Source organism: Flavobacterium fryxellicola, assembly GCF_900143245.1.
GTDB classification, from domain to species: Bacteria; Bacteroidota; Bacteroidia; order Flavobacteriales; family Flavobacteriaceae; genus Flavobacterium; species Flavobacterium fryxellicola.
Genome location: NZ_FRDK01000017.1, coordinates 1 through 26459, shown reverse-complemented (window position 1 = coordinate 26459; position 26459 = coordinate 1). Strand labels below are relative to the sequence as shown.

Annotated in this window: 21 protein-coding genes and 1 pseudogene; 16 read left to right on the top strand and 6 right to left on the bottom strand. The window is 34.0% G+C overall.

Features of this window, described 5'->3' with window-relative positions; all coding sequences use genetic code 11:
- Positions 1–756: 756 nt before the first annotated feature.
- From BUA03_RS15755 to BUA03_RS15745, 3 genes are read left to right on the top strand one after another with little or no spacing between them, the layout of a single operon-like run.
- Complete coding sequence (locus BUA03_RS15755) at positions 757–3792, top strand: SusC/RagA family TonB-linked outer membrane protein (RefSeq protein ID WP_066082186.1); 3036 nt, start codon at positions 757–759, stop codon at positions 3790–3792.
- Positions 3793–3809: 17 nt separating this feature from the next.
- Entirely contained in the window at positions 3810–5237 is a 1428-nt protein-coding gene (locus BUA03_RS15750) for a RagB/SusD family nutrient uptake outer membrane protein (RefSeq protein ID WP_066082184.1), read from the top strand.
- 10 nt (positions 5238–5247) lie between these two features.
- Complete coding sequence (locus tag BUA03_RS15745) at positions 5248–7860, top strand: alpha/beta hydrolase family protein (RefSeq protein ID WP_082854357.1); 2613 nt, start codon at positions 5248–5250, stop codon at positions 7858–7860.
- Between the two features lie 99 nt (positions 7861–7959).
- On the opposite strand, the gene BUA03_RS15740 is transcribed toward BUA03_RS15745, so the two are convergent.
- The 6 genes and pseudogenes from BUA03_RS15740 to BUA03_RS15715 all read right to left on the bottom strand — a co-directional run bounded on the left by BUA03_RS15740 (position 7960) and on the right by BUA03_RS15715 (position 12696).
- The gene (locus BUA03_RS15740) at positions 7960–8238 is read right to left on the bottom strand and encodes a DUF6520 family protein (protein WP_066082180.1); all 279 of its coding nucleotides are present in this window, start codon (positions 8236–8238) and stop codon (positions 7960–7962) included.
- A gap of 101 nt (positions 8239–8339) precedes the next feature.
- Complete coding sequence (locus tag BUA03_RS15735) at positions 8340–9080, bottom strand: hypothetical protein (RefSeq protein ID WP_066082178.1); 741 nt, start codon at positions 9078–9080, stop codon at positions 8340–8342.
- 171 nt (positions 9081–9251) lie between these two features.
- The gene (locus BUA03_RS15730; RefSeq protein ID WP_066082176.1) at positions 9252–9605 is read right to left on the bottom strand and encodes a PepSY-associated TM helix domain-containing protein; all 354 of its coding nucleotides are present in this window, start codon (positions 9603–9605) and stop codon (positions 9252–9254) included.
- Positions 9606–9631: 26 nt separating this feature from the next.
- Positions 9632–10378: a PepSY-associated TM helix domain-containing protein gene (locus BUA03_RS15725; protein WP_066082174.1), complete on the bottom strand. Its 747-nt coding sequence runs from the start codon at positions 10376–10378 to the stop codon at positions 9632–9634.
- 2 nt (positions 10379–10380) lie between these two features.
- Positions 10381–12177: pseudogene (locus BUA03_RS15720) on the bottom strand (TonB-dependent siderophore receptor); the annotation flags it as partial.
- 18 nt (positions 12178–12195) lie between these two features.
- The gene (locus tag BUA03_RS15715; RefSeq protein WP_066082171.1) at positions 12196–12696 is read right to left on the bottom strand and encodes a carboxypeptidase-like regulatory domain-containing protein; all 501 of its coding nucleotides are present in this window, start codon (positions 12694–12696) and stop codon (positions 12196–12198) included.
- Positions 12697–13355: 659 nt separating this feature from the next.
- Here BUA03_RS15715 and BUA03_RS15705 point away from each other — a divergent pair.
- The 13 genes from BUA03_RS15705 to BUA03_RS15645 all read left to right on the top strand — a co-directional run bounded on the left by BUA03_RS15705 (position 13356) and on the right by BUA03_RS15645 (position 25849).
- Positions 13356–14222, top strand: a complete 867-nt coding sequence (locus BUA03_RS15705) for an NmrA family NAD(P)-binding protein (protein ID WP_066082200.1) — start codon at positions 13356–13358, stop codon at positions 14220–14222.
- 65 nt (positions 14223–14287) lie between these two features.
- Positions 14288–14848, top strand: coding sequence for a hypothetical protein (locus BUA03_RS15700; protein WP_066082167.1), 561 nt, complete (start codon positions 14288–14290; stop codon positions 14846–14848).
- A gap of 227 nt (positions 14849–15075) precedes the next feature.
- Positions 15076–15366 carry an efflux RND transporter permease subunit gene (locus BUA03_RS15695; RefSeq protein ID WP_317041120.1) on the top strand — a complete coding sequence of 97 codons (291 nt, stop codon included), beginning with the start codon at positions 15076–15078 and terminating at the stop codon, positions 15364–15366.
- A gap of 183 nt (positions 15367–15549) precedes the next feature.
- Positions 15550–16170, top strand: coding sequence for a TetR/AcrR family transcriptional regulator (locus tag BUA03_RS15690; RefSeq protein ID WP_066082163.1), 621 nt, complete (start codon positions 15550–15552; stop codon positions 16168–16170).
- 91 nt (positions 16171–16261) lie between these two features.
- Positions 16262–17593 carry a TolC family protein gene (locus tag BUA03_RS15685; RefSeq protein ID WP_066082161.1) on the top strand — a complete coding sequence of 444 codons (1332 nt, stop codon included), beginning with the start codon at positions 16262–16264 and terminating at the stop codon, positions 17591–17593.
- Between the two features lie 12 nt (positions 17594–17605).
- Positions 17606–18640 carry an HlyD family secretion protein gene (locus tag BUA03_RS15680; protein ID WP_066082159.1) on the top strand — a complete coding sequence of 345 codons (1035 nt, stop codon included), beginning with the start codon at positions 17606–17608 and terminating at the stop codon, positions 18638–18640.
- A gap of 11 nt (positions 18641–18651) precedes the next feature.
- Positions 18652–20229 (top strand): DHA2 family efflux MFS transporter permease subunit, encoded by a 1578-nt coding sequence (locus tag BUA03_RS15675; protein WP_066082157.1) that lies wholly within the window; start codon positions 18652–18654, stop codon positions 20227–20229.
- 18 nt (positions 20230–20247) lie between these two features.
- Complete coding sequence (locus tag BUA03_RS15670; RefSeq protein ID WP_066082155.1) at positions 20248–20916, top strand: DUF2461 domain-containing protein; 669 nt, start codon at positions 20248–20250, stop codon at positions 20914–20916.
- Between the two features lie 93 nt (positions 20917–21009).
- Positions 21010–21993: a TolC family protein gene (locus BUA03_RS15665; RefSeq protein WP_245792693.1), complete on the top strand. Its 984-nt coding sequence runs from the start codon at positions 21010–21012 to the stop codon at positions 21991–21993.
- A 30-nt stretch (positions 21994–22023) separates the two neighbouring features.
- Complete coding sequence (locus tag BUA03_RS15660) at positions 22024–22602, top strand: YdeI/OmpD-associated family protein (RefSeq protein WP_066082150.1); 579 nt, start codon at positions 22024–22026, stop codon at positions 22600–22602.
- 28 nt (positions 22603–22630) lie between these two features.
- Positions 22631–22888, top strand: coding sequence for a hypothetical protein (locus tag BUA03_RS15655; RefSeq protein WP_066082148.1), 258 nt, complete (start codon positions 22631–22633; stop codon positions 22886–22888).
- A 194-nt stretch (positions 22889–23082) separates the two neighbouring features.
- Entirely contained in the window at positions 23083–25431 is a 2349-nt protein-coding gene (locus BUA03_RS15650) for a TonB-dependent receptor (protein ID WP_066082146.1), read from the top strand.
- A gap of 148 nt (positions 25432–25579) precedes the next feature.
- Entirely contained in the window at positions 25580–25849 is a 270-nt protein-coding gene (locus BUA03_RS15645; protein ID WP_066082144.1) for a DUF2461 family protein, read from the top strand.
- Positions 25850–26459 lie beyond the last annotated feature (610 nt).

Below are 26459 nucleotides of genomic sequence, written 5' to 3'. Positions count from 1 at the left end.
AAGTTTTTAGAATATGTTTTGCGAGGGGGAGCAAAAGGAGTTTTTTGAACCGAAATAAAAAATGGATATTCATCAAAAAAATATTGGTGGAATTCATGCTATTATACTTAAAGTCAACTGTAAAATTAATAAAACCATTTATGGCTTTATAATCTATTAAACCTAAATACCTGCACCAAAAAACCTTTTGAATAAAATGGACATAATTTAATTTGAGTTAGTTATCACAAGGTGCAGGTTATTTAGTAATCCTATAAAACCAAAAAAAATAGCTTGCTAATGAAAGAATGGTAATAATGAGTCAAAGAGATCAAAGAGAACCTGTCCCCTGTCGTCAAACAGATTAGAGAGTCATAACAAAACATTTGTTTAATCTAACCAACAACCAATATTATGAAATACTACAAACTAATACAAGATGCTTTAATAGTGGTTTTAATAGCACTTATATGCTTTTGGCTTTATGGTTGCAGCAGTTTTACCTAAACGAGTCGTCCAAATCTAAAACGGATCTAAAAGGCCGTTTTTAAAGATATTGAATTCAATTAATAAACGGTGCAGCTTATTGAGAAGCTACAGTAACTAATAACCTTTAACGCACAATCATCAACTTTTAAAGCCTATGACTAAATAAATTAACCTTACCGCCTTTGTGGCTCATCACATAAAAAAAAGACCCTCTACCCCTGTCGTCAAACAAAATAGAGAGTCACAGTAAAACAAAACGCATGTTTCATCTAACCAATAACCAAAATTATGAAAAATAGTTCATTAATCAACGGGAGTAGGACGATAGTGTATTCCTTTATTCTAGGTATCTACCTATTCTCCTCCACCGCCGTTGCTACAAACCGCAAACACTATTCAACATTTCAACAACAAACACACCAAATTAGTGGTATTATCACTGATGGCAATGGCCCCTTACCGGGGGTTACCATTTCCATTAAAGGAAAAACCACCACTTCGATCTCAGACTACGACGGTCAGTATACAATTGCTGCCACTCCTGCAGATATTCTTTTATTTTCCTTCATAGGATTTAAAACAGTAGAGATAATTAGTAGCTCACAAACCACAGTAAACGTACAACTCACGGAAGATGCTACCACCTTACAAGAAGTAAAGGTTAATACCGGTTATTATAGTGTTAAAGAAAGTGAACGTACGGGAAGCATTGCCAAAATCTCAGCAAAGGATATTGAAAAGCAGCCCGTTACAAACGTCTTAGCTGCGATGCAAGGACGTATGGCGGGAGTTAATATTACGCAAACAACTGGTGTTTCCGGCGGGGGTTTTGACCTACAGATTCGGGGACAAAACAGCTTGAGATCCGACGGCAATAGACCGCTTTATATTATTAATGGCGTTCCTTATTCAAGCGATCCTGTGGGGTTTGGTGCTACCGCTACCGTAATGCCCACCTTAACGAGTCCGCTCAACAATTTGAATCCTGGCGATATTGAAAGCATCGAAGTCTTAAAAGATGCTGATGCCACAGCAATATATGGTTCACGTGGTGCCAATGGTGTCATACTTATTACAACTAAAAGAGGAAAGAAAGGCAAAACTACTTTTACAACCAACTATTCTAACGGAATTGGAAAAGTGACCCGTTTCATGAATTTGATGAATACTAATCAATATTTAGAAATGCGTCGAGAGGCTTTTGCCAATGATGGGTACACGACTTATCCAGCAAGTGCTTATGAGGTTAATGGTACATGGGATCAAACTCGAAATACCAATTGGCAAAAAGTACTCACTGGTGGGACAGCCAACATCATGAATTTGCAATCCTCTGTTTCAGGAGGTAATGAGCAGACTCAGTTTATCTTCAATGGAAACTATGGCACTGAAACAACCGTTTTTCCTGCTAATTTTGGTTATAAAAAAGGAAATGCACGAGTTAATTTGAATCACTCGTCCGAAAATAAAAAGTTTGGAATCAACTTTTCAGCTGGTTATACGGTGCAAGATAATAATCAACCCTCGACAGACTTGACCACTATTTCGCGAAGACTGGCACCCAATGCACCTGCTTTGTATGATGCATCGGGAAATCTCAACTGGGAGAACAGCACTTGGGAAAATCCGTTGAGCCATTTAAACGGAAAATCCTTAAGCAACACCACTGATTTAGTTGCCAATGCTGTCTTATCTTATCAACTTCCATTTCAATTAGAATTAAAATCTAGTTTTGGCTATACGGATTTGAAACACAAAGAGAGTAGCACTTTCCCCTCTACTATTTATGATCCTGCCTATGGTTTGGGCAGTGAATTTTCTTCATTATTTACAAATACTACAACTCGCCAGTCTTGGATTGTAGAACCACAACTCAATTGGCATACTGAATTTGGTAAAGGTAAAATTTCCATATTGGTAGGTAGTACTTTCAATCAACTCAACGGGCAGCAACTGGTGTTGGCAGGTGAAGGATTTACTAGCAATAGTTTGATTTATGATTTGGCTTCCGCCTCAACTGTTACCATCATGAGTAGTGGTGATACGGAGTATAAATACCAAGCCTTTTTTGGACGTGCTAATTTTAGTTGGTCTGACCAGTATTTCTTGAATGTTACAGGTCGACGAGATGGATCGAGTCGTTTTGGACCAGGGAACAAGTTCGCTACTTTTGGGGCTATAGGTGCCGCTTGGTTGTTTTCGAAAGCAACTTTTATAAAAGACGGTAACGGATCCTTTTTGAGTTTTGGAAAACTTCGTGCCAGTTATGGAACTACTGGAAATGATCAAATTGGGGATTACCAATATTTAGATACGTATAGTTCCAATGGGAATCCCTACCAAGGAACGATAGGGATTGAAACCACACGACTCTTTAATCCCGACTTTGGATGGGAAAGCAACAAAAAGTTTGAGATCGCTGCTGAACTCGGTTTTTTTAAAGATCGAATTTTTTTGACTTCTGGATGGTTTCGTAATACTTCTTCTAGTCAGTTGGTTGGTATTCCCTTGCCAGGGACCACGGGTTTTAGCAGTATTCAGGCTAATCTTGATGCTAGTGTACAAAACAGTGGTATAGAATTAACCTTGCGAACTGTGAATTTTCAAAAGAAAAATTTTGGATGGAGTAGCAATTTCAATATTAGTGTTTTAAAAAATAAATTACTTCGTTTTCCTGATTTAGCCAGTTCTACTTATGCCAATCAGTACGTTATTGGTGAACCGTTGAATATTGTAAAAGTTTATAACTATACAGGTCTAAATTCAGTAACTGGATTGTATGAGTTTGAGGATTTTAATGGCGATGGTCTTTTTTCTGCTAAAGACGACAGGCAATATTTGGTAGATTTAAATCCTGAATTTTATGGTGGTTTGCAAAACCAACTGAACTATAAGGGCATTCAACTCGATTTCCTTTTCCAGTTTGTCAAGCAACTCAACTACAATTCGGCTTCGTCACTTGGCTTACCTGGTAGCAGGAACAATCAAACAACAGATGTATTGGATCGCTGGCAAAACCAAGGAGATTTAGGACCTTTTCAGCAATACAGTACTGGAGTGAATACGGCCGTTAGCAGCGCTTTTATCCGATACCGTGGCAGCAATGCTACCATAAGTGATGCCTCTTATGTCCGTTTGAAGAATGTATCCTTGAGCTATACTCTGCCTTCTTATTGGCTAAAAGGAGTTACTTGTCAAATTAATTTACAAGCGCAAAATTTACTCACTTTTACGTCCTACAAAGGCGCAGATCCAGAGTTTAGAACTAGAGGAGTATTGCCTCCTTTGAGAATTATTACCACTGGCGTTCAATTAACTTATTAATCTAAAAACTAACTGTTATGAAACCTATATTTAATCCAAAAAGTATTTTATTTAAAATTCAAAAAAAGTGTATCCCTGTTATTTTTATGGGTTATTGCCTAGCTTGTATAACGTTGCTAAGTGCTTGTGATAATTTTGTAGAAACGGATCAGCCATCCTCACAACTTTCTACTCCTGTAGTTTTTGAAAGTCCTACTACCGCAACTGCAGCTATGGTCGCTATTTATGCCCAATTACGAAGTTCTACTTTATTGACCGGTTCCCCTCTTGGACTTTCGAATCAAATGGGTCATTATGCCGATGAACTAACTTTTTACGGTGATTCCGAAAATTCCACGTCTGGATTTTATACTAATAGTGTGCTGGCCTCCAATGAAGCCGTTGCAACTTTATGGACAAGTAGCTATCGGGTTGTTTACAATACCAATGCGATGCTTGAAGGTATTGCAGCCTCTAGTAGTTTATCTCTGGACAAAGCAAATCAGCTGACTGGAGAGGCACTATTTGTGCGAGCATTAGTTCATTTTTATTTGGTGAATCTTTATGGTGAAATTCCGTATATCACTACTACTGATTACAGACAAAATAGAGTAGCTTCTCGTCTGCCAGTGGCTAAGGTGTATGAACTAATTATTGCTGATTTGAATAAGGCTTACAGCTTGCTTCCTGAAAATGAGGAAAGCGGAGAGCGGGTGCGACCGAACCAATATACTGCTCAAGCGCTACTTGCTAGAGTTTACTTATTTGATGAAAAATGGGACGAAGCTTCCAATGCGGCTTCTGCACTACTAAACAATACGGCAACTTATGCATTGCAGGATGATCTCAATACCGTTTTCTTGAACACCAGTAGCAGTACCATTTGGCAATTTTCCCCATTTTTTTATGGTAGTGCAACAGAAGAAGGTAATCTCTTTATTTTTACAGCAGGTCCTCCCCCCTTCACGGCTTTAAGCGATGCTCTTTTAAACTCTTTTGAGCCGATGGATCAACGCAAAATTAGTTGGACAACTGCGGTGAGCGACGGGAACATGACTTGGTACTACGCAAGTAAATATAAGGATAATTCATCTGTTTCATTTTCTTCTGAATATTCAGTTGTTTTTCGATTAGAAGAGCAATATCTCATTCGCGCAGAAGCGAGAACCCGTGCAGGAGACTTGATTGGTGCAAAAGAAGATCTAAATATCATTCGGAATCGAGCGGGATTACCAAATACGACAGCCATTTCGCAAGATGAACTCCTAAATGCTGTATTAAAAGAACGACGGGTAGAATTATTTACCGAACACGGACATCGTTTTTTTGACCTCAAACGATACGGAAAGCTAGATAGCGCTTTGAGTAACAAGATCGGTTGGAATACCACTGATGCCTTATTTCCAATACCCGAAACAGAACTTCTATTGAATCCCAATTTATCCCCTCAGAACTTAGGATACTAATTCATCTTTTATGACAACTAGAAAAAAATATCGAACTCTAGGCCGCTCGTCTTATCTTGTAAGACTGATACGCTTGTTACTTTTATCTAGCTCTAGCCTTTGTATAGCTCAGCTAAATCCTAAAAAAGTAGTAACAGCAGCTGATTATTCGCTTTGGGGAAAACTGACACCCCAACTACTCTCTGACAATGGTACTTGGATTAGCTATAGCACTAGCTATTCCTCGCATCAAGACACTTTGTTTGTAAAGAATACAGCGACCTTGCAAACCCATCTTTTTCCGAAAGGACAACAAGGCAAGTTTAGCAAAGAAGCTGTTTTTGCGTATTATTCAGCTCCGAATACTTTAGCGGTGTTCAATTTACAAACGGCTCAAACTAAAACTTTGAAAAGTGTCAACGAATACTTTTTTACGACAGATGATCAATACCTTATCGTTGTTTCTAACTCTAAAAAGTATCAAAAAATACTTATTTGTTTGCCAAATGGACACATACTAAAAACAATCGATTCGATAAATAATTATTCTTTTAATCCTGATAGTAATATTCTTGCCATCACTTCTAAAAATAGTACAGAGTCAATCGCTCAATTGATAATCTTGAAGGAGAATTTTAGAACTCTAAAAATTGCAAATAGCTCAAAGGAAAACTTTGGTAAAATGAAGTGGAATAAAGGTGGTACTGCATTGAGTTTTTACGGTAGTTCATCAACAAGTCCCCACTTAAATCCTAAACTGTATTACTATTCCGTTAGCGAGAGTAAATTGCACTTTTTTGATTCCAATACCCATCAAGAGTTCCCCAAAGACATGCTACTATCGACTGATTCCGAAGCCCTCACTTTATCTGACGATGGTAACAAAGTCTTTATTCAAACCTATAAAAAGACAGTCATTATTAAAGATACAGCTATGGTTTGGAATACTAAAGATCAATGGTTGTACATGCAACGACCTCTAATGGAAAATCATACCTACAATGGTGTTTGGTTCCCAAAAAACAATCGTTTTTTACAAATTACCGATCATGCGATTTCTGGGATGATGCTGAATGGTTTGCAAAATGTAGCATTACTATTCGACTCCAGAATTAATGAAGCGCAGTTCAATGAGTATAGAGATTTGGATTACTGGTTGATTGATCTTGAGACTGGTAAAAAGAAACTTTTTTTAGAAAAATACGCTAATGATGGTACTCTGTTTGCATTACCAGACGGAGATTATTTTTGTTATTTAAAAGATGGAGATTGGTGGGTTTACAGCATTAGCAAAGCTACTCACACAAATATTACAAAATATCTAAAGGTAGACTTCTATGAGAAAAAGTATGTTGCGCATGATAAAACCTATCCATTTGGACTCGCTGGTTGGAGTGAAGATAACCGTTGTTTGTTGCTTTATGACGCCTTTGATGTTTGGGAAATTACACCAGATGGAAGTATTGCCAAGCGATTAACCAATGGTAGAGAAGATAATATCGTTTATAGAATAGTTTCGCAGCAACCTTCACAACAAAAAACGAGTAACTTCAGTGGTTTTACGAGTGGTTATTTCAACTTAGACTATAACCTTTATCTGAGTGCGGAGCGTACAGACTTTAGTGATAGCGGTTATTCGGTATGGAATCGCAATAGAGGCATCCAATCCCTTGTTTTTCAGTCTAAAAAAGTTGATTATTTGACTACTGCCAAAAAAGGTTCTTCTTTTATGTATTTAGAACAAACATTTGAGCAATCACCAACTTTGGTTTTTAAAACTGAGATATCTGCAGCGCCAACTGTCGTTTATCAAAGTAACTTACAACAGCAACATTTTCTTTGGGGAAAGTCAAAAGCAATAACATATAAAGATATTTCTGGAAATCAACTGAAAGGAGTTCTCAATTATCCCGCCGGTTATGACCCATTAAAAAAGTATCCCATGATCGTTCGTATCTATGAGAATCAGGCACACAACTTGCACAAATATGTCAATCCATCGCTTTACAATTCAGCTGGATTTAATGTGAGTAACCTAACTTCTCAGGGCTTTTTCGTACTTTATCCAGATATTGTATATCAAGAAGGGCAGCCTGGACAATCCGCTTTGGATTGTGTTCTAGCGGCTGTAGATGAAGCCCTTTCAACAGCATCGATCTCACCGACACATATTGGCCTTATTGGTCATTCTTTTGGCGGATACGAAACTAACTTTATTGTAACTCACAGCAATCGTTTTTCAGCAGCTGTTTCCGGTGCAGGAATTTCAGACTTTTACAGCCTGTATTTGCGAACTAATGGAATTACAGGCAACCCGAACTACTTTCGATTTGAATCACAACAGTTCCGAATGGGAACTTCTTTCTTTGACAATAAATGGGGGTATCTAAATAATTCCCCATTGTTTAATGCTGAAAACATGAATACTCCTCTTTTGTCCTGGACTGGAGAGTCTGATACACAAATACATTCTTCTCAAAGCATGCAGTTTTTTATGGCTTTACGAAGACTCGAAAAAACGCATACCTTGTTAGTATACCCCAATGAAGAACACGGATTAGAGGAGCGAATGAACCAGCGACATTTGACACTGCAAATTGAAAAATGGCTTGCTCATTATTTAAGAAAAGAGGATTCGTTGTAAAAGACAGCAAATTCTAAAACTAAAAAAACAATGCAGTTTCTTTCTTTAGAAACTGCATTGTCATTTATTACTGCTGTCACCGGCAGCTAATGCTACATTTTAATTATTTTTGTAAAGCGGTACATTACAAGTTGTAGCATTGGGGCTAGTTTTACCCCATAATCTTACCTCTTCTGCACCAACGGTACAAAAATCTGAACCAATATCAGAACACATGTTTGATATATTACAAGCCGATGAAGGGCTTGTATGTGTATATCCTTGTTTCAATGCAAATGCTTTTGAATTTTTATTCATTGCATTTGAACTGAAAGCGCCAGTTACGGCTACTGCAATGACTGCCATTGGCATAATCATTTTTAAAATTTCTGTTTTCATAGTAATAAAATTAAAAATTAGGATCTACTCTTTTAACAGGTTTTCGATCTTATCCCTGATAGCCGGCCGGTTATATTGTCGTACATAAATCATAGTACTCTTTATTTCTTAAAACTGCTTTTGAATAGGTGATTCAATTGATATACAACTAAATGTGTCCCTAGAATCGCATAGAGATTTTTATCCTGAATACTAAAGCTTTTCATTTTTTCTTTGCCAATGTTGTAGATTGGAAAACTAAAAAGATAGCTATTGTTGGCTAGGTCATACACGTCAATAATTGTGGCGGTTTGCCAAATTTCCATTGCTTCATATTTCCCTGGTAATGCAGAAGCTACAAGTAGCAAATTATCATAAACAGTCATTGTTTTGTTGACAATAAAAGGAGGAGCTGTCATTTTACGTTCTTTTGACTTAGCCAAGTACTTTACTTGAATCTTAGCCCTACTGAATGTATCTATTGTTTTACCACGACGTACTTCATTTAATGATTCGTTCACTACCATAAATTGGTTGCGGTACTTGTACAAGTACACGACTTTTTTCGTCACAGGATCGTATTTAAGCATTCCATCAGTATCAAATACTCCATCGATTTGTTTTTGTAGGAGATCAGGTTTGAGATGGATTTTGTTCTTTTTTTCGAGTTCAAACAGTCCTAAAATATTCTCTCCTGTTTGAGGTGCAAAAGCACGAAATACAACTGATTTGGTGTTTATCGGCTCTGCTTGTGTAAATCGAATTCCAAGAGGCGCTTGTAGTTTGGCTTGCCAATTTGATATGTTTCCAATATACAGGCAAGGAACTACTCCATCAAATAAATAGAAAGCAGTATCTAGCACCCTTATTTCAACACTACGGAAAGTAAAATCAACTATATCTAACTCAACTGTATGTCTTTTTGTAAATTTTAAAAGTGTATCGACTTCTGTAATTTGGAACGGTGTGGTGTAGTTTCCAAGGTATATCCGCTTATTACTAATACCTGCAAAATAATACGAATTAAATTTTACCTACTTCTTGTTTTTTCTCCCCCACCAAATTAAGAAACCTGTTACTGGTAATGAGCCAGCGACAAGTGATGCCAAAAAAGCAAGAATTTTGCCAAAAACACCTAATATTGAACACGTGTGAATATCAAAGTTTAAAGCATTTAATTTTTCCCCAGTGCTCAAATCTTGATATGCTATTTCAGATTTGACAAGTGCTGTTTTCTCGTCAAATACAGTGGTAGCAGAATTATAACTTGTACCTTCTGTCAATTGTGTGTAGCTTTCAAAATTTGAATTCTCTTCAGTAGGAATTGTAATATAAAATTCGTGTGAATCCGGATATAATTTTTTCAGTTGGTAGTGTACTTTATCCAAAAAATCTTTAAATGATCGTACAACATTTAACGTCCTATTTTTAGCAGTGGTAGGATTACTTCGCCTCCATTTGCGACCCATTGCAAAGACGAATCTACCCAATTAAAAGACCAGACCAATCCTGTGACAGCTATGATTAGCAAAATTGAGGAAGCATAGATTCCTAAAATACTATGAAGATCATAATTTTTACGCTTTTTTCCTGTTGTTGCTTTCCATTTAAATAGGAAACGCTTTTTTCTGGCTCCTTTATTTTTTGGCCACCAAAGAAATATACCCGTAATCAACAAAATAACAAATATCAAAACCGCAATCGAAGTTATAATTTTACCCAATTCGTAACTTAAAAGTAAGCCAATGTGCAACCAAGTTACGAAATGAAAAAACTCATAAACACCATTTTCATTTTTCAAAATCGTTCCAGTGTAGGGGTCAATATAAATTTGATGGTAATACTCCATGTGCCCAAAATAAGTCCACGCGTCTTCATTTTTGTAACGGCTTCTAAAAATATAACTCCTATCAGCAGATTGCGATATGATGACACTGTTTATTGGATATTTCGATGGAAATTCTATTGCGGCAATTTTTTTAAGTTCAGAAACGGCAAGTTTTTCTTTAAGAACTTTGACTTCATTCCTATCTTTATACAGCACTTGTTTTAATTCTTTCTCAAAAACAAGTATACAACCAGTCGTACCCATTATAAAAACCACTATTCCGTAGAAAAGCCCGAGCCATAAATGGAAAAAACGTACGACTTTTTTAAACATTATTAAAAATTTAAGGTTAAATTACCCAATATTCTTAATTGAGTATATGCTTGGCCGTTCCATGAAAAATATTCCTCATTACCTAAATTTTCTGCCCTGATCCCTAGGCTGAATTTACCTGTGCGGTAGTTTGCATTTGCATTTAGAATTTTGTAAGAATTCAGTTTGAATTGGTTATTATCCGCTGTAAACGTTTCTGAACCATAATTTCCTCCTAATCCCAAACTAAATCCTTTCAAAGTATTCTGAAACTCATAATTTGCATATAAATTGGCTTGATGCTCTGGATTTCTTGATAGTCTATTTCCTTCTACTTCCAGTTCGCCTTTTGTAATTTCGGAATCGTTATAAGCATAACCCATAATAATATTAAAACCCATAAAAGGATTGACTGCTAAGTCAAGTTCCAATCCGCGACTGACTACATTTCCGTTTTGAATATTAAATGCTGGATTATTAATGTCCCCTCTCACAATATTGTTAACATTAATATCATAATAGCTTAAGGTAGCATTAACAATATTACTTTTAGCTTCCCATTTAATACCTCCTTCAATTTGACTTGCTTTTTCAGGGTCGAATGTATTTCCATTCACGTCAACACCTTGTTGGTTCACAAATCCGCTATTGTAATTTCCGAATAATGAGAGCTCATTATCTATAATTTCATAGCTCAATCCTAATCTTGGTGCTAACGACGTTTGTTTAAATCCTTGAGAATTCTCATTAGTGGTGTAATTAATTTCTCCATCATTATCAAAATGATCAAGTCGAAGACTTAACAATAAATGAAGTTTATCATTAAAATCTACAACATTTGATGCATAAGCACTGTAAGTTTGTAGTTTTCCCTTTAAATTTTGAACTGTTGCACCATCAAAAAAATCGGCTGCACTTTGTTGTGTCAATGAAAGCCTTGGACCTTGCAAGGAAACGGTTTCAAACACTCCAGGATAAGCCTGCGTTAGAAAAGTATTATATCTTAAATAGTCTAAACCGAGAAGCAGCCTATTATTGATTGAGCCAAGTTTAAAAGAGCCATTAAAATTTTGTTGGATTTGTTGCGTAGTAACGTTGAAATCAAACTTCCCTAGTTCAACTTCTACTTCGGTTGTGGAAATAATACTTGCAATTGGAAAAATACTTTCCTGATTGGTTTTACCATAATTGACCAATGTGGTTGATTTCCAATTGGACGAAAGCTTGTATTCTGCTTTAGCGAAAGCGTTAGTAACAAAATTATTATTGAAAAGTTGATTATTATTGAAGGAACGGTTGTTATCAAAATTCAAATCATCAAAACTATCTACACCTGCTATTTCACCAACAAAAATAAGATTAGATGGCGTTCCTTTATATTGATAAATGTCGGCATCAAAACTTAATGAAAGTCTATCATCTACTTTATAAAATAAACTTGGAGCTATAAAATTTGTAGTTGAAAAGCCAGCATCTTGCCAAGAATCTTGTGTTTGAAGCGCAACGTTTGTCCGCAATAATACACTTTTATCCTCCTTTAAAGGAGTATTTACGTCGGCTGTAATTCTATTAAAACCATAACTACCCGTCGTATAAGAAATTGCGGTTTTAGCAGTATCAAATGGTTTTTTAGTTATACGATTAATAACTGCACCATAAGAATTTTCGATTCCTCCAAACAAGGTTCCAGTTGGACCTTTTATAATTTCAATCTGTTCAATATTGGCAATATCATCGTCAGTAGGTTGGTAGCTTGTAACGCCATTCCGTACATTATTTCCAGTGTTAAAACCACGAATCCAAGTGAAATTTCTACCCGCAGCATTTTGCCCCGAAACTCACACTCCTGCCGCATTTGTTAATGCTGTTTTATAATCTACGGTTCCTTGAATCTCTAACAAATCAGAAGTAATTACATTATAAACCTGCGGATTTTCTATATTTTCTAGAGGCATTCGTGCAACATAATCACTTTTCTTTGTTGTGAACTTGATTCCGTTACTACTCACAACTACCTCTTTCAATTGCTGCGAATTTTGATTTAAAATAATCACAGGTGCGATGGTGGTTTCATTTGCTTTTACTTCAACATTTATCTCTCTAGTTTCCAACCCCACAAGTAAGGCAATAATCGTGTAGTTGCCCGGACTTACTTTTCTTAATTCATACGCACCTTTGCTGTTGGCGGTGGTTCCTTTAGTAGTTCCTTTAAGTGCTACTGTTACAAGTTCTGCAGGAGAACCGTCCGAAGTTTTGATAGTTCCTTTTATTGTTCCAGTTTGAGCGAAAGAGTTTAAACTAATTAATGCTGCCGCAATAATTGAAAAATATTTGATCATTTTGATTTTAATTAGATTTTGGACAAATATACTATTAAGAACAATTCTAAACAAACTATTTTTATTTATTCTTAATAATGATAAAGATTATTTAATTTGAATAGCAACTGCTAATCGGATTAAAGATTCAAAATTTGCATCATAGAAATAAATTTATCTGCACTTTCGAGGTGAAAATTTGAGACAAGCACGTTAATAACATCAATACTGTACAGCTATCTCTATTTTTGTAAAAAAATGTTGTTTTTAGAATATCTGTCTTAAAATACGGAGAAGTATTTACGTTGTTAATTTTTGTTCGATCATTTGCGTATGCCGATTTAATATAGCTTAAGAAGATTTTATAAAATTTTCAAGTGCAAGTACTAAAAGATTTTGATCGTTAAAAGGCCAATTTTAGTGAAGTTTAAAAATAATTGGAAAGAAATTCAAATAATAAAAAAATTATTTCTTACATTAACTTTTGACATAAATGCGAACGGTGTGAATAGAGAAATTTATTTTAGGTTCACAAACAAAAAGGTAAAACGATTACTATTTATATTTCCAAAAATTAAATCTTATACAAAACATCGCTTTTTTTACTGGAATGAAGCTCAACACTTTTAGTGAAATCACGAAAAAAAAATTATTATACGCGAACAGCAAATATTACAATCATGACAAATATTTTAATTACTGGTGCAACGGGAAATGTGGGGATTGAAGTAATAGCGGCTTTAAAAAAACTCAATTATCCAGTTGAAATATTTGCTGGCGTGCGAGACACAAAATCGGGTAATGAAAGATTAGCAAATTTTAAAGCGAATATAATTTCATTTGATTTTACAAATAGTGCAACTTTCAATTATGCCTTTCAGAACATTGATATATTGTTTTTACTCCGACCACCGCAAATTTCGGATGTGAATAAATATTTTGCTCCACTAATAAAAGCGGCAAAACAATCTTCAATAAAACACATCGTATTTCTTTCGGTTCAAGGAGTTGAAAAAAGCAAAATCATACCGCATCATAAAATTGAAAAATTAATAGTTGAGAGTAAAATTCCATACACCTTTTTACGACCTGCTTACTTTATGCAGAATTTTACAACAACCTTACACTATGATTTGATAAATAATCATAGCATATATTTGCCCGCTGGTGATGCCAAATTTACTGTAATTGACGTCACTGATATTGGTGCTGTTGCAGTAAAAGTGCTAATCGAACCGCAAAATCATATCAATAAAAGTTATGAATTAACTAACAACGAAACTTTGACATTTACTGAAATGGCAGAAAAAATAAGCAACGGAATTGGCAAAACCATTACATTTGTATCGCCCAACATACTGCAATTTTATTTTACCAAACGAAAAGAAAAGATGCCTACGATGTTGATTTTGGTAATGATTATGTTGCATTACTTTCCCAGATTTCAAACTACGCCAAAGACTACAGAGTGGGTAAAAGTAATTACTGGAAACGAGCCTAAAACTTTTGATGAATTTGTTGGTTCAAATAGGAAAGAATTGCTGTAACAAATTTATGTTGATGAAGACCAATTTTCAAATTTATTTACTGGATTTAAAGAAATATACACATTATGAAGAATTTACTAATTATCCTTTTATTTCTGTGCTTTTTACCATGCGTAGCTGGTGAAATTGACGCCATTAAAATTGACACAAAAATAAATCTTGAAATTAAAGTTGCAACAGCCAAAGATTCTATATTTCCCGAAAAATGCTTGGGTGTTTGGGAGGGAATTATGCATATCTATAGCCAAGGAATTAAACGTGATAGCGTAAAAGTGAAATTTACTGCCGCCAAAACAGATACTTCAGGAACTTACATTTGGAAAACAGAATATCTTTCAAAGACAACTCCGATGGTAAAAGATTATAAACTCGTTATAGACAATATAAAGGAAGGACGGTATATTTTAGACGAAGGAGATGGTTCAAAAATAGTAGAATATGTTGTGAATAACAAAATGTACAGCCTGTTTAAAGTAGATGATATTTACTTAACATCTAGCACTGAACTCGTCAATAAACAGCTTATTATTGAAGTCACATCTGGAAAGGAACTTAAAGAAATTCAAGGTGTTAAAAGTTATTCTTTTGCAAATGTGCAAAGGATGGTTTTGACAAGAAGTGAATGAATGAATAGCGTATGCTATTCTTATATTTAATGGTTAACGTAGGAAGATAATAGCTGAACTGGAAATTAAAACGACTCCGATTATCATTATTTGAAATAAACAAATTAAGTTACAAGAACATGGTTACTGAATCTCGAAACGCTATCGAAGTATATGTTAACTAACAATGAATCCTCGACATTTACTGAAATGGTAGAGAAATTAGTCAGGGGTTTTGAAAACTATATATTTGTATCGTCAAACTTATTGCAATTTTCTTTACCGATCAGTTGCGATTAGAAGGAATGCCGCAAGAGGAAGCTATCGAAAAAGGGAGCGAGATACGATTTTTACGAGTGGTTTTAACTTCGTTAACTGCCATTGGTGGATTAATTCCTTTAGCCTTAAATCCAAATCCTCAAATTTCTCCACTTGCATTAGTCTTAATTGGTGGCTTAATAAGTTCAACAGTACTTTCAAGAATTGGAACTGCTGTAAAGTACAAATTGATTCCGCCAACGACTGTTAGTAATAATTAACCTTAAAACTAAAGCAAGCACAAATTTTTTATAATAAATCCAACCGTTAAAGTAAGTAAAACAGAACAATTCCCCTCTCTACAAAAACATCAAAATAATTTACCTAGCGTTAAAATGGTAATCTAAAATTAAAGTAGAGTGTGTTTATCATTCTTTGTTTAACTTTGCCAAAAATATCTACTAATGAGTACGCAAGAACGCAAAAAAATTGAGAAAGAAAACCGTAGAAATGTAATTCTTGCTGCAGCCGAATCCATTATGGTAAAAAACGGATTACACGGACTTAACCTTGATTTAATAGCTCAAGAAACAAATTTAGCCAAAGGTACACTCTATTTATATTTTAAAAGTAAAGAAGAAATTTTAAGTATTCTAACTATTAAGGCAAGAGAGTTATTGCTAGAAGAATTCAAAAAAATTGCGGTAAATAATCAACTTGATATAGAAAAGTTAAAGTCAATTGTAAAAATAAACTACAATTTTTATAAAAAACACCCACTTTATTATGATTTAGTATCATTGTATGAAGCCAATCATCAGGTTACTGAAACCGAAGAAATGTACGAATCAAGCTTAGCAATAAATGATTTGGTAATAAACATTATTCAAAAGGCTAAGGAAGCAGACCAAGTTCAAGAAAATATTAACGTAGCCATTTTTACACTTTGCCTTTGGGGTTCAACAGTAGGTATTTTACAATTAATGAAAGTTAGAGGTCCGATAATGAAAGAAAAAATGAATATATCAGAAGAAGAAATATTAGATACCTTTATACAAATGATGTTTCAAGGAATCCAAAAATAAAAAATAAAAAATTTTTTATAAAAAATGAACGTAAGTCATAAAATGTATTATATTTGTCTAATAATTTTTAATAAACGATAAACAAAACTAAATGACTCACGAAAAACCTATTAGTAAATCCTTCTTATTAGTAGCATTTATTCTATGTATTGCAACAAATTCGTTGCATGCACAAACCGAAAAAAAGCTAAGTTTAGAAGAAGCGATTAATTTAGCAGTTGCTCATAGTAAGCAATTGCAGCAAGATAGCTTAAGCTTAAAAATTGCAAACTCTAAATTGATTCAAAGTAAAAATAGTTTGTTACCGCAAGTCAGCGCCAATCTCAGTTACCTTCGCATTAGCGATAACATTACACCTTTTCAAGTTGCACTTCCAGAAGGCAATGTGGTGTTGAATCCTCAAATTCTTAATCAGTCCTTCAATTCGTTACAAGTTCGTCAACTACTATATTCAGGCGGAAAAGTAAATAATTTGAACAAAATTTTAAAATTGGATCAAGAAGCAATCAATTTTGAAATGGCAAAAAACAAATTAGAGCTGAGCTATTCTATAACATCACTTTGGTATTCGCTATTTTCATTAAACCAATCCGAAAAAATTATTGAAGCCAACATCGTTTTACTTACAAATCAAAAAAAAGATGCTGAAAATTTGGTGAAACAAGGCGTTTTATTGTCGAATGATTTATTAAAAGTTGAACTTGCAATAACCAATTTACAATCAAATTTATCCGAGATCGTTGCCGATCAAAACTCCTTACGTTACAATTTACGTGTGCTAACAGGTTTAGATACATCAACCAAAATAATAATTAACGAAACTATCAATCAATTTGAAAATGATGCGGTTTCAGTTGAGACTTATATTCAAAAAGCAATAAACAATCGCGCAGAATTAAAATTAATTCAGGTTAGGGAAAAGCAAGCCAAAGCAAATGAAAAGCTTGCCAAAAGTAATTATTTGCCTCTTTTAAGTTTAGGAGCAAGCCTTAATTACAACCAACCTGAACAAAGAGTATTTCCCAATCAACCGGAATTTACGGGAACTTGGAATGTTGGCGCATTTTTAACGTGGAATTTAACCGATTTATACAGCACCAAAAACAAAGTAAAAGAAAGCAAATTTGGTTTAGCAAAATTAAAAAGTGCCACAGAACAAGCCTCAGAAGGCATTTCAATGGAAGTTAATAAAGATTATAACGACTTTATCCAATCGAAAGAAAAAATTGCATTAGCTACGAAATATGTAGATCAAGCAACCGAAAATTTCAGGGTAGAACAAAATAAATTCAAGACAAATACAACCACAGCTACCGAATTTCTAACTGCAAATACGTTGTTATTGCAAGCACAATTAAACCTAACAACAGCAAAAGCAAATGCTGAATTAGCCTTTAAAAAATTATTAAAATCAACCAACTAAAAAAAAATCAAAATGAAAAATATAAAAACATTAGTGCTACTTTTTATCGCAACATTCGCTATAGGGTGCGGTGGAAAACAAAAAACAGATAATGCACAATTAGAAACCAACATAAGTCCTGTAATTCCTAAAATCAACAGCACGATTATTAGTGTTTTAGTCGAAGACAATCAAGCGGTGAAAGAAGGCGATATACTAATTCAATTAGACAATGCCAATTACAAAATCGCGGTGCAACAAGCAGAAGTTGCCTTAGCACTTGCAAAACAAAACGTTACATTATCAAAAAGTAATAAAAATACAGCAGCATCAAGTGTTTCTTCTGTTCAAGCAGCTACATCATCAGCAAACGCAGGTGTTGAAGCAGCAAGAGTTCGTGTAGATGTTATAACAAAAAATTACATCCGATTCAAAAATTTATTAGAACAAAATTCAGTAACCCAGCAGCAATTTGATGGTGTCAAAGCAGAAAAAGAAGCTACAGAAGCACAACTAAAAATTGCTTTAGGACAAGCACAAGCATCTAAATATCAAGTTGCAACTTCGCAATCGGCGGTAACAAGTTCAGATAATGGCATAAGTATCGCTGAATTGGCAATCAAACAAGCCGAAAATAATTTAGAAGCTGCCAAATTACAATTGTCGTACTGCATGATTACTGCACCTTGTGACGGAATTGTTTCTAAAAAAGTAGCACAAAAAGGTCAAGTAGTTTCCATTGGTCAGCCTTTAATGGCAATAACAAATAATAATAAAATTTGGGTGGTTGCCAATTTCAAAGAAACTCAAGTAGCCGAAATGAAAGTTGGTCAAGACGTAACTATTGAAATTGATGCTTACGATGACAAAGAATTTTCAGGAAAAGTGCAATCCTTTTCGCAAGCGACAGGTTCAAAGTTTTCTCTTTTACCTGCTGACAATGCAACAGGAAATTTTGTAAAAGTAACACAACGAATTCCGGTTAAAATTGTATTCACCGAAAAAAGTAACAATGATTTTCCTTTGCGTGCAGGAATGAGCGTTACAGTTGCTGTCAAAACAAAATAAAAAAGTTATTTATGGAAACCACAGCATTACAAAAACCGACTTACGAAGTTGGCGCAAGAAAATGGCTTATCACCATTACCGTTATTACTTGTGCCATTATGGAGTTAATTGATACTTCTATCGTAAATGTTGCCACACGAGAAATTGCCGGAAATCTTGGTGCCACAATCGAAGAAACCGCTTACGTAATTTCTGCTTATGCCATTTCAAATATTATAATAATTCCGTTAACAGGATTTTTAAGTAATATTTTCGGTAGAAAAGTATATTTCACAGCCTCGGTTGTTCTTTTTACAATTGCATCTTTTTTGTGTGGCGCTTCTCATTCTATCGAAATGCTTATTTTTTGGCGATTTGTTCAAGGTATTGGCGGCGGTGCTTTATTAGCAACTGCACAAACAATATTAGTAGAAACATTTCCTCCCGAAGAAATTGATAAAGCCAACGGAATATTTGGAGCTGGAATCGTAATGGGTCCAACATTAGGTCCAGTTATAGGCGGTTATTTAGTTGATAATTTTTCTTGGGGTTGGATTTTTTATGTCAATATTCCCATTGGAATTATCGCAACATTTCTGTCTTGGAAATACATAAAGGGAACAAAACTTCCCGTTGTCGGAAAGGTAGATTATCTCGGAATTCTGTTTTTAATATTAGGAATTGGTAGCTTACAATTGGTTTTAGAAGAAGGCGAACGTAAAGATTGGTTTAATAGTAATTTTATTTTAATTAGCTCAATAATTGCTGTTTTAGGTATTGCAGCGTTTATAATTCGAGAACTAAAAGTTAAAAATCCAGTAGTTGATTTGCGAGTTTTAAAAAACAGAAATGTTCTTGTTGGTGCGGCGTTAAGTCTTGCATTTGGAATGGCAATTTATGTTTCAGTATTCTTATATCCAGTATTTGTACAAGCTTTTTTGGGTTGGAATGCAACAAGAACCGGATTATTAATTTTACCAAGTTCTTTTCTAACCGGCATTTTAATGGGCGTAAATGCAACGCTTTTGCAGAAAGGTGTTAGTCCAAAAACACTTGTTATCATTGGTTTCACAGCAGTTATTGGCTATGAATTCATAACCTATTTTCTAGCAACACCAACATCAGGCGAATGGGATTGGTTTTGGCCACAAATGATAAGAGGATTTGGTTTCGGATTTATTTTTGTTCCTGTTGCCGGCTTAATGCTTTCCGGTTTAAAAGGCGATAATTTAGCCCAAGCTTCAGGTTTATCAAATATGCTCCGATTATTGGGTGGCGCAATTGGTATAGCCATTACAAATACTTATGTTACAAGACGTTTTGCTGTACATCGCGCCGATTTAATTGGAAACATTTCAATGTATAATCCAGAATCTAACGAGCGGTTTTATGGTTTAGTACGCGCCTTTCAAAGCCAAGGTAAATCATTACAAGAAGCACAGCAAATGGCGGCAGGCGCAATGGAAGGAGCGGTTTCAACTCAAGCCGCAATAATAAGTTATGCCGAAGGATTTTTATTAATTGGAATTATTTGTCTAGCAGTTTTACCACTTGTATTTTTTGCAAAAATCAAAAAAGGAGAAATTGTAGATGTCAGCGGAACCCATTAATCTTTTTATAAAAAAAATATGAACAATCAAACAACAATTAGTACAGAAACACTAGCTTTTTTAAAGCAAATTGAAAATAATAACAACAAACCTTGGTTTGATGAAAACAAGAAACAGTGGGAAGCTGTAAAAGAAAACTACAGCTTGTTTATGGGCGAATTACAAGAAAAAATTAAGGAAATAGATGCTATCGTATTCAAAGAACCAAAAAAATATATGAGCCGAATTAATAGAGATATACGATTTTCGGTTGACAAAAGTCCGTACCGCAACAACATATTTTCTTTAATCGAGCGTGGTTCAAGCGAAAACAGCCCTAAATTCTACCTTCAAATTCAACCAGGAAACAATAGTTTTATAGCTTGTGGTTTATGGTCGCCAGATAGTGCGACATTAAAAAAAGTTCGAACTGAGATTATGCATAGTAGTGATGAGCTATTTACCATTATTAAAAAAGAGAGTTTTATAAACTATTTTGGAACAATTTCAGGTGAAACTTTAAGCAGACCACCACAAGGTTTTGATGCAGATAGCCCTAATCTAGAGTTATTAAAATTGAAACAATATATCGTAAAGAAAACTTTCACTGATAAAGAAATACTATTAGACAGTTTAAACGATGAATTAGTCAAAGCATACAAAGAGGTTTTGCCATTTCTTGAATTTTTAGAGCAGTCAATCGAATAATTAAATATGTGGACTTGCGAAAACTGTGATAGAATCTTTACATCTAGCAATCAATGTTATATTTGCATAAAAAAAGATATTGGTAATTTGTTTGTGGACAAACCTGACGAGCTTGTTTTACTGTTTGACACCTTAATTACTACATTAAAAAAGTGGCAACCCAATGTTTACAATGCTTTTGTATATACAATAGTTTTTACGAATGCCAAAACGTGGTTGGTCGTTAAACCAATGAAAACAGCTTTAGATTTAAAAATTTACAACGATACATTTATCGATAGTGAACGTATTAAAGCACAAAGTAAGTATGCTAATAAGATAGTATACCATTTTAGAATTTCGAGTGAAAAAGATGCAGATCAAGAAACTTCTTCTTTAGACGATATTAGTTTAGTAAAAAGCAATTTAACAATAGAGTTGAATCGCACTACTAGTATTGAATCTGCTGCATCTTATCGAATAAATGTAAATTATACGTTATCAAAAAACATGGAAGCAACAAACGTTATAGAGCAAGTAAAAAGTAACAATCCAGCAATTCAACTCGCAAAACAAGGTCTTGTTCTTGCAAATAATCAAATAGGATTGGCGCGATCGGAGTACCTCCCAAACATGAAACTTTTTGCCAATTACGGGTATTTCAATCAAAGAAACGACATTCAACAATTAGCCGAAATCCAAAATCTGGGCTTTGTACTAGGAGGATCACTGCGATTGAATGTATTTAACGGTGGCAAAAATCGAAAAGACGTATTTAACGCAAAAATAAATTTAGAAAAACAAGAACTTACTGTAAATGACACTGAAGAACAGATCGTAACCGCAGCTTATCAAGAATTAAATAGCTTGAATATATTAGAAAAACAATTGGTGCGGGAAACTACAAATCTTGCTACTTTCCAAGAAACCTTCAACCGCACTCAAGATCGTTATTACAATGGTCAAGCAACAAATCTTGATTTGCGAGACACCCAAACGGCTTTATTATATGCTAAAATTGCTATAAATGATATTAAACTAAAAATAATACAAAGCACGATACGCTTGAATAGTTTAAAAGGAGTGGTTTTGGAATAAGTGAGTTAATTAAAAAATAATATAAAACAAATGACTAAAACCGAAAATTTTGATCAAATCGAAGTTACTTCTTCTGCAGAACTCCGTGAATGGTTATTAAAAAATCATGCACAAAAAGAAAGTATTTGGTTGGTTACTTATAAAAAAGAAACCATAGAAAAATACGTATCCATTCAGGAGGTTTTAGATCAATTACTTTGTTTTGGATGGATTGATGGTATAAGAAGAAAATTAGACGATAAGAAAACAATGCAACTCATTTCGCCAAGAAAAGTAGAACATTGGGCACAAACCTATAAAGTAAGATTTGCCAAATTGCAACAAGAAGGATTGCTGCATCAATCGGGTATAAATTCAGTTATTGCATCAAAAGAAAGTGGACTATGGAATTTTATGGATGATGTTGATAATTTAGTAATCCCGGAAGATTTACATCATGCTTTGAAGGAACATAAATTGGCAAGTCACTATTTTGAGGCATTTTCGTCTTCAAACAAACGTTTTATTTTACGTTACATCAAATTAGCCAAAACTGAACAAACGCGGCAAAAAAGAATTTTACAAGTTGCAACTTTAGCTGCAGAAAATAAAAAGATTCCAGGGGTATAAAAACTATTTGTTAAATCATAAGTGACCTATGACTAAAGAAATACCATTTCTAAAAGAAATTGATGAACGGTTAGGAACTATAATTGACCGGACAGCATTAGAAACTATTCGTTGGTCAGGTGATTTATTTGAAGATTTAATAAGCTGCATTCTAGATGTTGACATAAAATATAGAGGAAAAGTTTTAACATTTAATCGCATGAAAGTGGCTCTAGACGGAGCAGTGATAGATTATAACAGTATTTATTTACTTGGGGAGGATGAAATGAAATTAGTAATATTCTAATTTTAGGTTTCAAGTTTGACTATAAGGATAAACTAAACAAGAGTTAAAAATTACTTTAAAACAGTAATTTGAATAGCACAATAAATACCTTTTTTTGCCTTTCAAAATTTTAAATAAATTTTGTTTTAAGTTCAATTTACTTATTAAAACAAGTTGCTAATTCGTTAAACACACATTATAAATTACATATTCTTATGAAAATAATACTAATTGCGACATTACTTTTCACTTCTTTTATGCAAGCTCAAAACTATACTGAAATTCTAGGTAAAGTTTTAGATGATAACGGAAAATCGATTTCGGGGGCAACAATCACAATTAATGAATTATCCCTCGAAGAATTATCCGATGAGAATGGCTTTTTTAAGTTGGAGAACATCGCCCCAAAAACCTATAATATTAGTGCAAGTGCTATTGGTTATGAAACCGAAACCAAATTTAATGTTATTATAAAATCAGCAGGAAACAGTGACATAATTTTTAATCTGAAAGCCGTTTCTAATTTACTAGATGAAGTAAAAATAGTGTCAAATCCGTTTAAACGCAAAAAAGAATCGCCTCTTTCCATTCAGAGTTTGTCACCAGTAGAAATTGCAAGCTATCCAGGCGGAAATAATGATATTGCCAAAGTGGTGCAAACATTACCTGGAGTTTCAGGTTCTGTTGGCGGTTTTCGAAACGACATTATTATTCGGGGTGGCGCGCCCAATGAAAACGTGTATTATCTTGATGCGATCGAAATTCCAAACATTAATCATTTTAGTACACAAGGAAGCGCAGGCGGTCCTGTTGGATTACTTAATGTTTCTTTTATTGAAGGTGTTACGCTTTCGAGTTCTGCATTTGAAAGCAAATACAATAATCCACTTTCGGGCGTATTGCAATTCAACCAGAGAAACGGTAATAATAAAAAATTTCAGGGTAATTTGCGGATAGGAGCCAGTGAAGCGGCAATTACCGCCGAAGGACCTTTATTTAAAGGAAAAAATGAAACTAGTAACACGACGTATTTATTGTCAGTTCGTCGCAGCTATTTGCAATTTTTATTTACATTGATTGGTTTACCTATTCGTCCTGATTTTTGGGATTATCAATATAAAATAAATTCTAAATTAGATGCTTACAACGAAATTAACTTCTTGGGAGTTGGTGCAATTGATGACTTTTCGGTTAAAGCACCAGATGATTTTGATATCCAACAACAAATTACGTTAGACCAAGTTCCAGTTATAAAACAATGGAGTACAACGAGTGGTTTGAGTTGGAGAAGACGTTTTAAAGACGAGTCAGGATTTATGATCAACTCCATAAGCACCAATATTTTAAATAATAATTTCCAACGATTTACTGATAATGAAAATGAGCAAGGTTTATTTTTTTCTAATAATTCTCGTGAAACCGAAGTAAAATTTAGAAATGAAGTAACTAAAAATATAGGTGACTGGAAAATTGTAGCTGGTTTTAATGTAGAAAACGCGCTGTATACAAACGATACGCAAAACATTATTAATAATGAGAATTACAGTACAGACATTAATTTTGTTAAGTCTGGATTTTTTGCGCAATCAAGTACTACAATTTTGAATGATAATTTAGATGTTTCGTTTGGTTTTAGAGTCGATGCTAATAGTTTCACCACTCAAAAAAATCAATTGTTACGAACTTTTTCGCCAAGATTAGCACTTTCGTATGCATTAACCGCAGAAAAAGATTGGAAATTAAATGCAGCTGTAGGTAAATATTTTAAAATTCAACCCTATACTATTTTAGGCTATAAAGACAACTTGGGCAATTTTGCCAACAAAGATGCCGACTACACAAGTAACATACATTATGTTATTGGTTTGAGTAAAATTTTAAATCCAACAACTCAAATTACTATTGAAGGATTTTTTAAAGATTATAAAAATTATGCTGTTTCAATAGATGATGGAGTTTCATTAGCCAATAAAGGTGGTGATTTTGAGGTTTTGGGTAACGAAGATGTAATTACAAACGGACTTGGCAGATCGTATGGTTTAGAGTTTTTATACCAACAAAAATTAACTAAAAACTTCTTTGGAATTTTTGCCTATACTTTATTTAAAAGTGAATTTACTGGATTAGACAATCAATACAGACCATCGGTTTGGGACAGCAGAAATCTTGTTTCTGTCACTGCTGGATATAAATTCAAACGCAATTGGGAAGCAGGAATGCGTTACAGATATGGAGGAAAAACACCATTCGCAAAAGTGAACGAAGCCGAAACATTAGAAAATTATCCTCAGGTAGTTTTAGATTTTACTAATTTGGGAGAACAAAAATTAAATGCCTTCAACCAATTGGATCTACGAATAGATAAAAAATGGAATTTTAAAAAGTTTGCCTTTAATTTGTTTTTAGATGTTCAAAATGCATTAGGACAAATAATTCCTCAGCCAATAGAATTCGGTTTAAACAGAGACCAAAATGGACAAATTATTAACCCTAGAAGTTTGCTAGGTATCGATGCTGCAGAAGGAACCGTTATTCCATCTCTAGGCATTATCTTAGATTTTTAATAATTGCAAGAAAAGTTCTTGATTCAAAGTACACAAGACTCAGAACCTCAAATTAAAAATGGATGAAAATCATTTAAACCAACAATTAGTATCGAAATACTTGCTTTTTTAAAACAAATTGGAACCAACAATAACAAACCTTAGTTTAATGAAAAATAAACAACGGGAAGCTGTAAAAGAAAACTACAGCTTGTTTATGGGTGAATTACAAGAAAAAATTAAAAAAGTAGATACTATTGTAATCGAAGAACCAAAAAAATATACAAGCCGAATTAATAGAGATATTAGGTTTACCGCTGATAAAACTCTCTATCGCATCAACATATTTTCTTTTATCGAACGTAATTCTAGTGAAAATATTCCTAAGTTCTATCTTCAATTTCAACTAAAAGATAATAGCTTTACAACTTGTGTTTAATTGGCGCCTGGTATTGCTACATTAAAAAAGTTAGAACAGAGATTGTGCACAGTAGTGACGAGTTATTTACCGTCACTAAAAAAGAAAGTTTTATAAACTATTTTGGTGAAATATCTGGTGAAACATTAAGAGGAACACCACCAGAGATTCTTGGAAATATGGTAAAAGGACGATTAAATTGCATGAATTAAAACCAGCTACGCAATACAATTTGTTTGACTAAATTATTTTAAAAAATCAGCTTTTGTAGAAATATTGCCTAAAATGTGGTTTTTAGAAAACTTTTGTAATTTTACCAGCTAATCTTGAGAAACCCATTAAATCCTTCTTGACGGAGTCTATAAATTATTTTAATGTTACATTTTATTATTTTTAGTACAGGCCTAGTTTTTAAAAGTAATATATTCCAAATTTATTATAAATATCAATTTACCACGAGAACTGATTGAGTTCAAAATGTTTTTTAAAATCGGCAAAATAATTATAACATATCAAATGCTTTTCGTGGGAAAGAATATGCTGCTCCCCAAAAAACGTACAATTTTTTGCTTTAAATTAAGATAGGATTAAAAACCTTAAATTAGCAGAATTATGTCAAGAACAAGAAGAG

Coding starts and splice junctions, on each gene's coding strand:
- BUA03_RS15675 (WP_066082157.1), top strand. CDS start 18,652: ATGGAAACCACAGCATTACAAAAACCGACTTACGAAGTTGGCGCAAGA.
- BUA03_RS15680 (WP_066082159.1), top strand. CDS start 17,606: ATGAAAAATATAAAAACATTAGTGCTACTTTTTATCGCAACATTCGCT.
- BUA03_RS15700 (WP_066082167.1), top strand. CDS start 14,288: ATGAAGAATTTACTAATTATCCTTTTATTTCTGTGCTTTTTACCATGC.
- BUA03_RS15685 (WP_066082161.1), top strand. CDS start 16,262: ATGACTCACGAAAAACCTATTAGTAAATCCTTCTTATTAGTAGCATTT.
- BUA03_RS15745 (WP_082854357.1), top strand. CDS start 5,248: ATGACAACTAGAAAAAAATATCGAACTCTAGGCCGCTCGTCTTATCTT.
- BUA03_RS15750 (WP_066082184.1), top strand. CDS start 3,810: ATGAAACCTATATTTAATCCAAAAAGTATTTTATTTAAAATTCAAAAA.
- BUA03_RS15755 (WP_066082186.1), top strand. CDS start 757: ATGAAAAATAGTTCATTAATCAACGGGAGTAGGACGATAGTGTATTCC.
- BUA03_RS15660 (WP_066082150.1), top strand. CDS start 22,024: ATGACTAAAACCGAAAATTTTGATCAAATCGAAGTTACTTCTTCTGCA.
- BUA03_RS15645 (WP_066082144.1), top strand. CDS start 25,580: ATGAAAAATAAACAACGGGAAGCTGTAAAAGAAAACTACAGCTTGTTT.
- BUA03_RS15650 (WP_066082146.1), top strand. CDS start 23,083: ATGAAAATAATACTAATTGCGACATTACTTTTCACTTCTTTTATGCAA.
- BUA03_RS15725 (WP_066082174.1), bottom strand. CDS start 10,378: ATGTTTAAAAAAGTCGTACGTTTTTTCCATTTATGGCTCGGGCTTTTC.
- BUA03_RS15655 (WP_066082148.1), top strand. CDS start 22,631: ATGACTAAAGAAATACCATTTCTAAAAGAAATTGATGAACGGTTAGGA.
- BUA03_RS15705 (WP_066082200.1), top strand. CDS start 13,356: ATGACAAATATTTTAATTACTGGTGCAACGGGAAATGTGGGGATTGAA.
- BUA03_RS15740 (WP_066082180.1), bottom strand. CDS start 8,238: ATGAAAACAGAAATTTTAAAAATGATTATGCCAATGGCAGTCATTGCA.
- BUA03_RS15715 (WP_066082171.1), bottom strand. CDS start 12,696: ATGATCAAATATTTTTCAATTATTGCGGCAGCATTAATTAGTTTAAAC.
- BUA03_RS15670 (WP_066082155.1), top strand. CDS start 20,248: ATGAACAATCAAACAACAATTAGTACAGAAACACTAGCTTTTTTAAAG.
- BUA03_RS15690 (WP_066082163.1), top strand. CDS start 15,550: ATGAGTACGCAAGAACGCAAAAAAATTGAGAAAGAAAACCGTAGAAAT.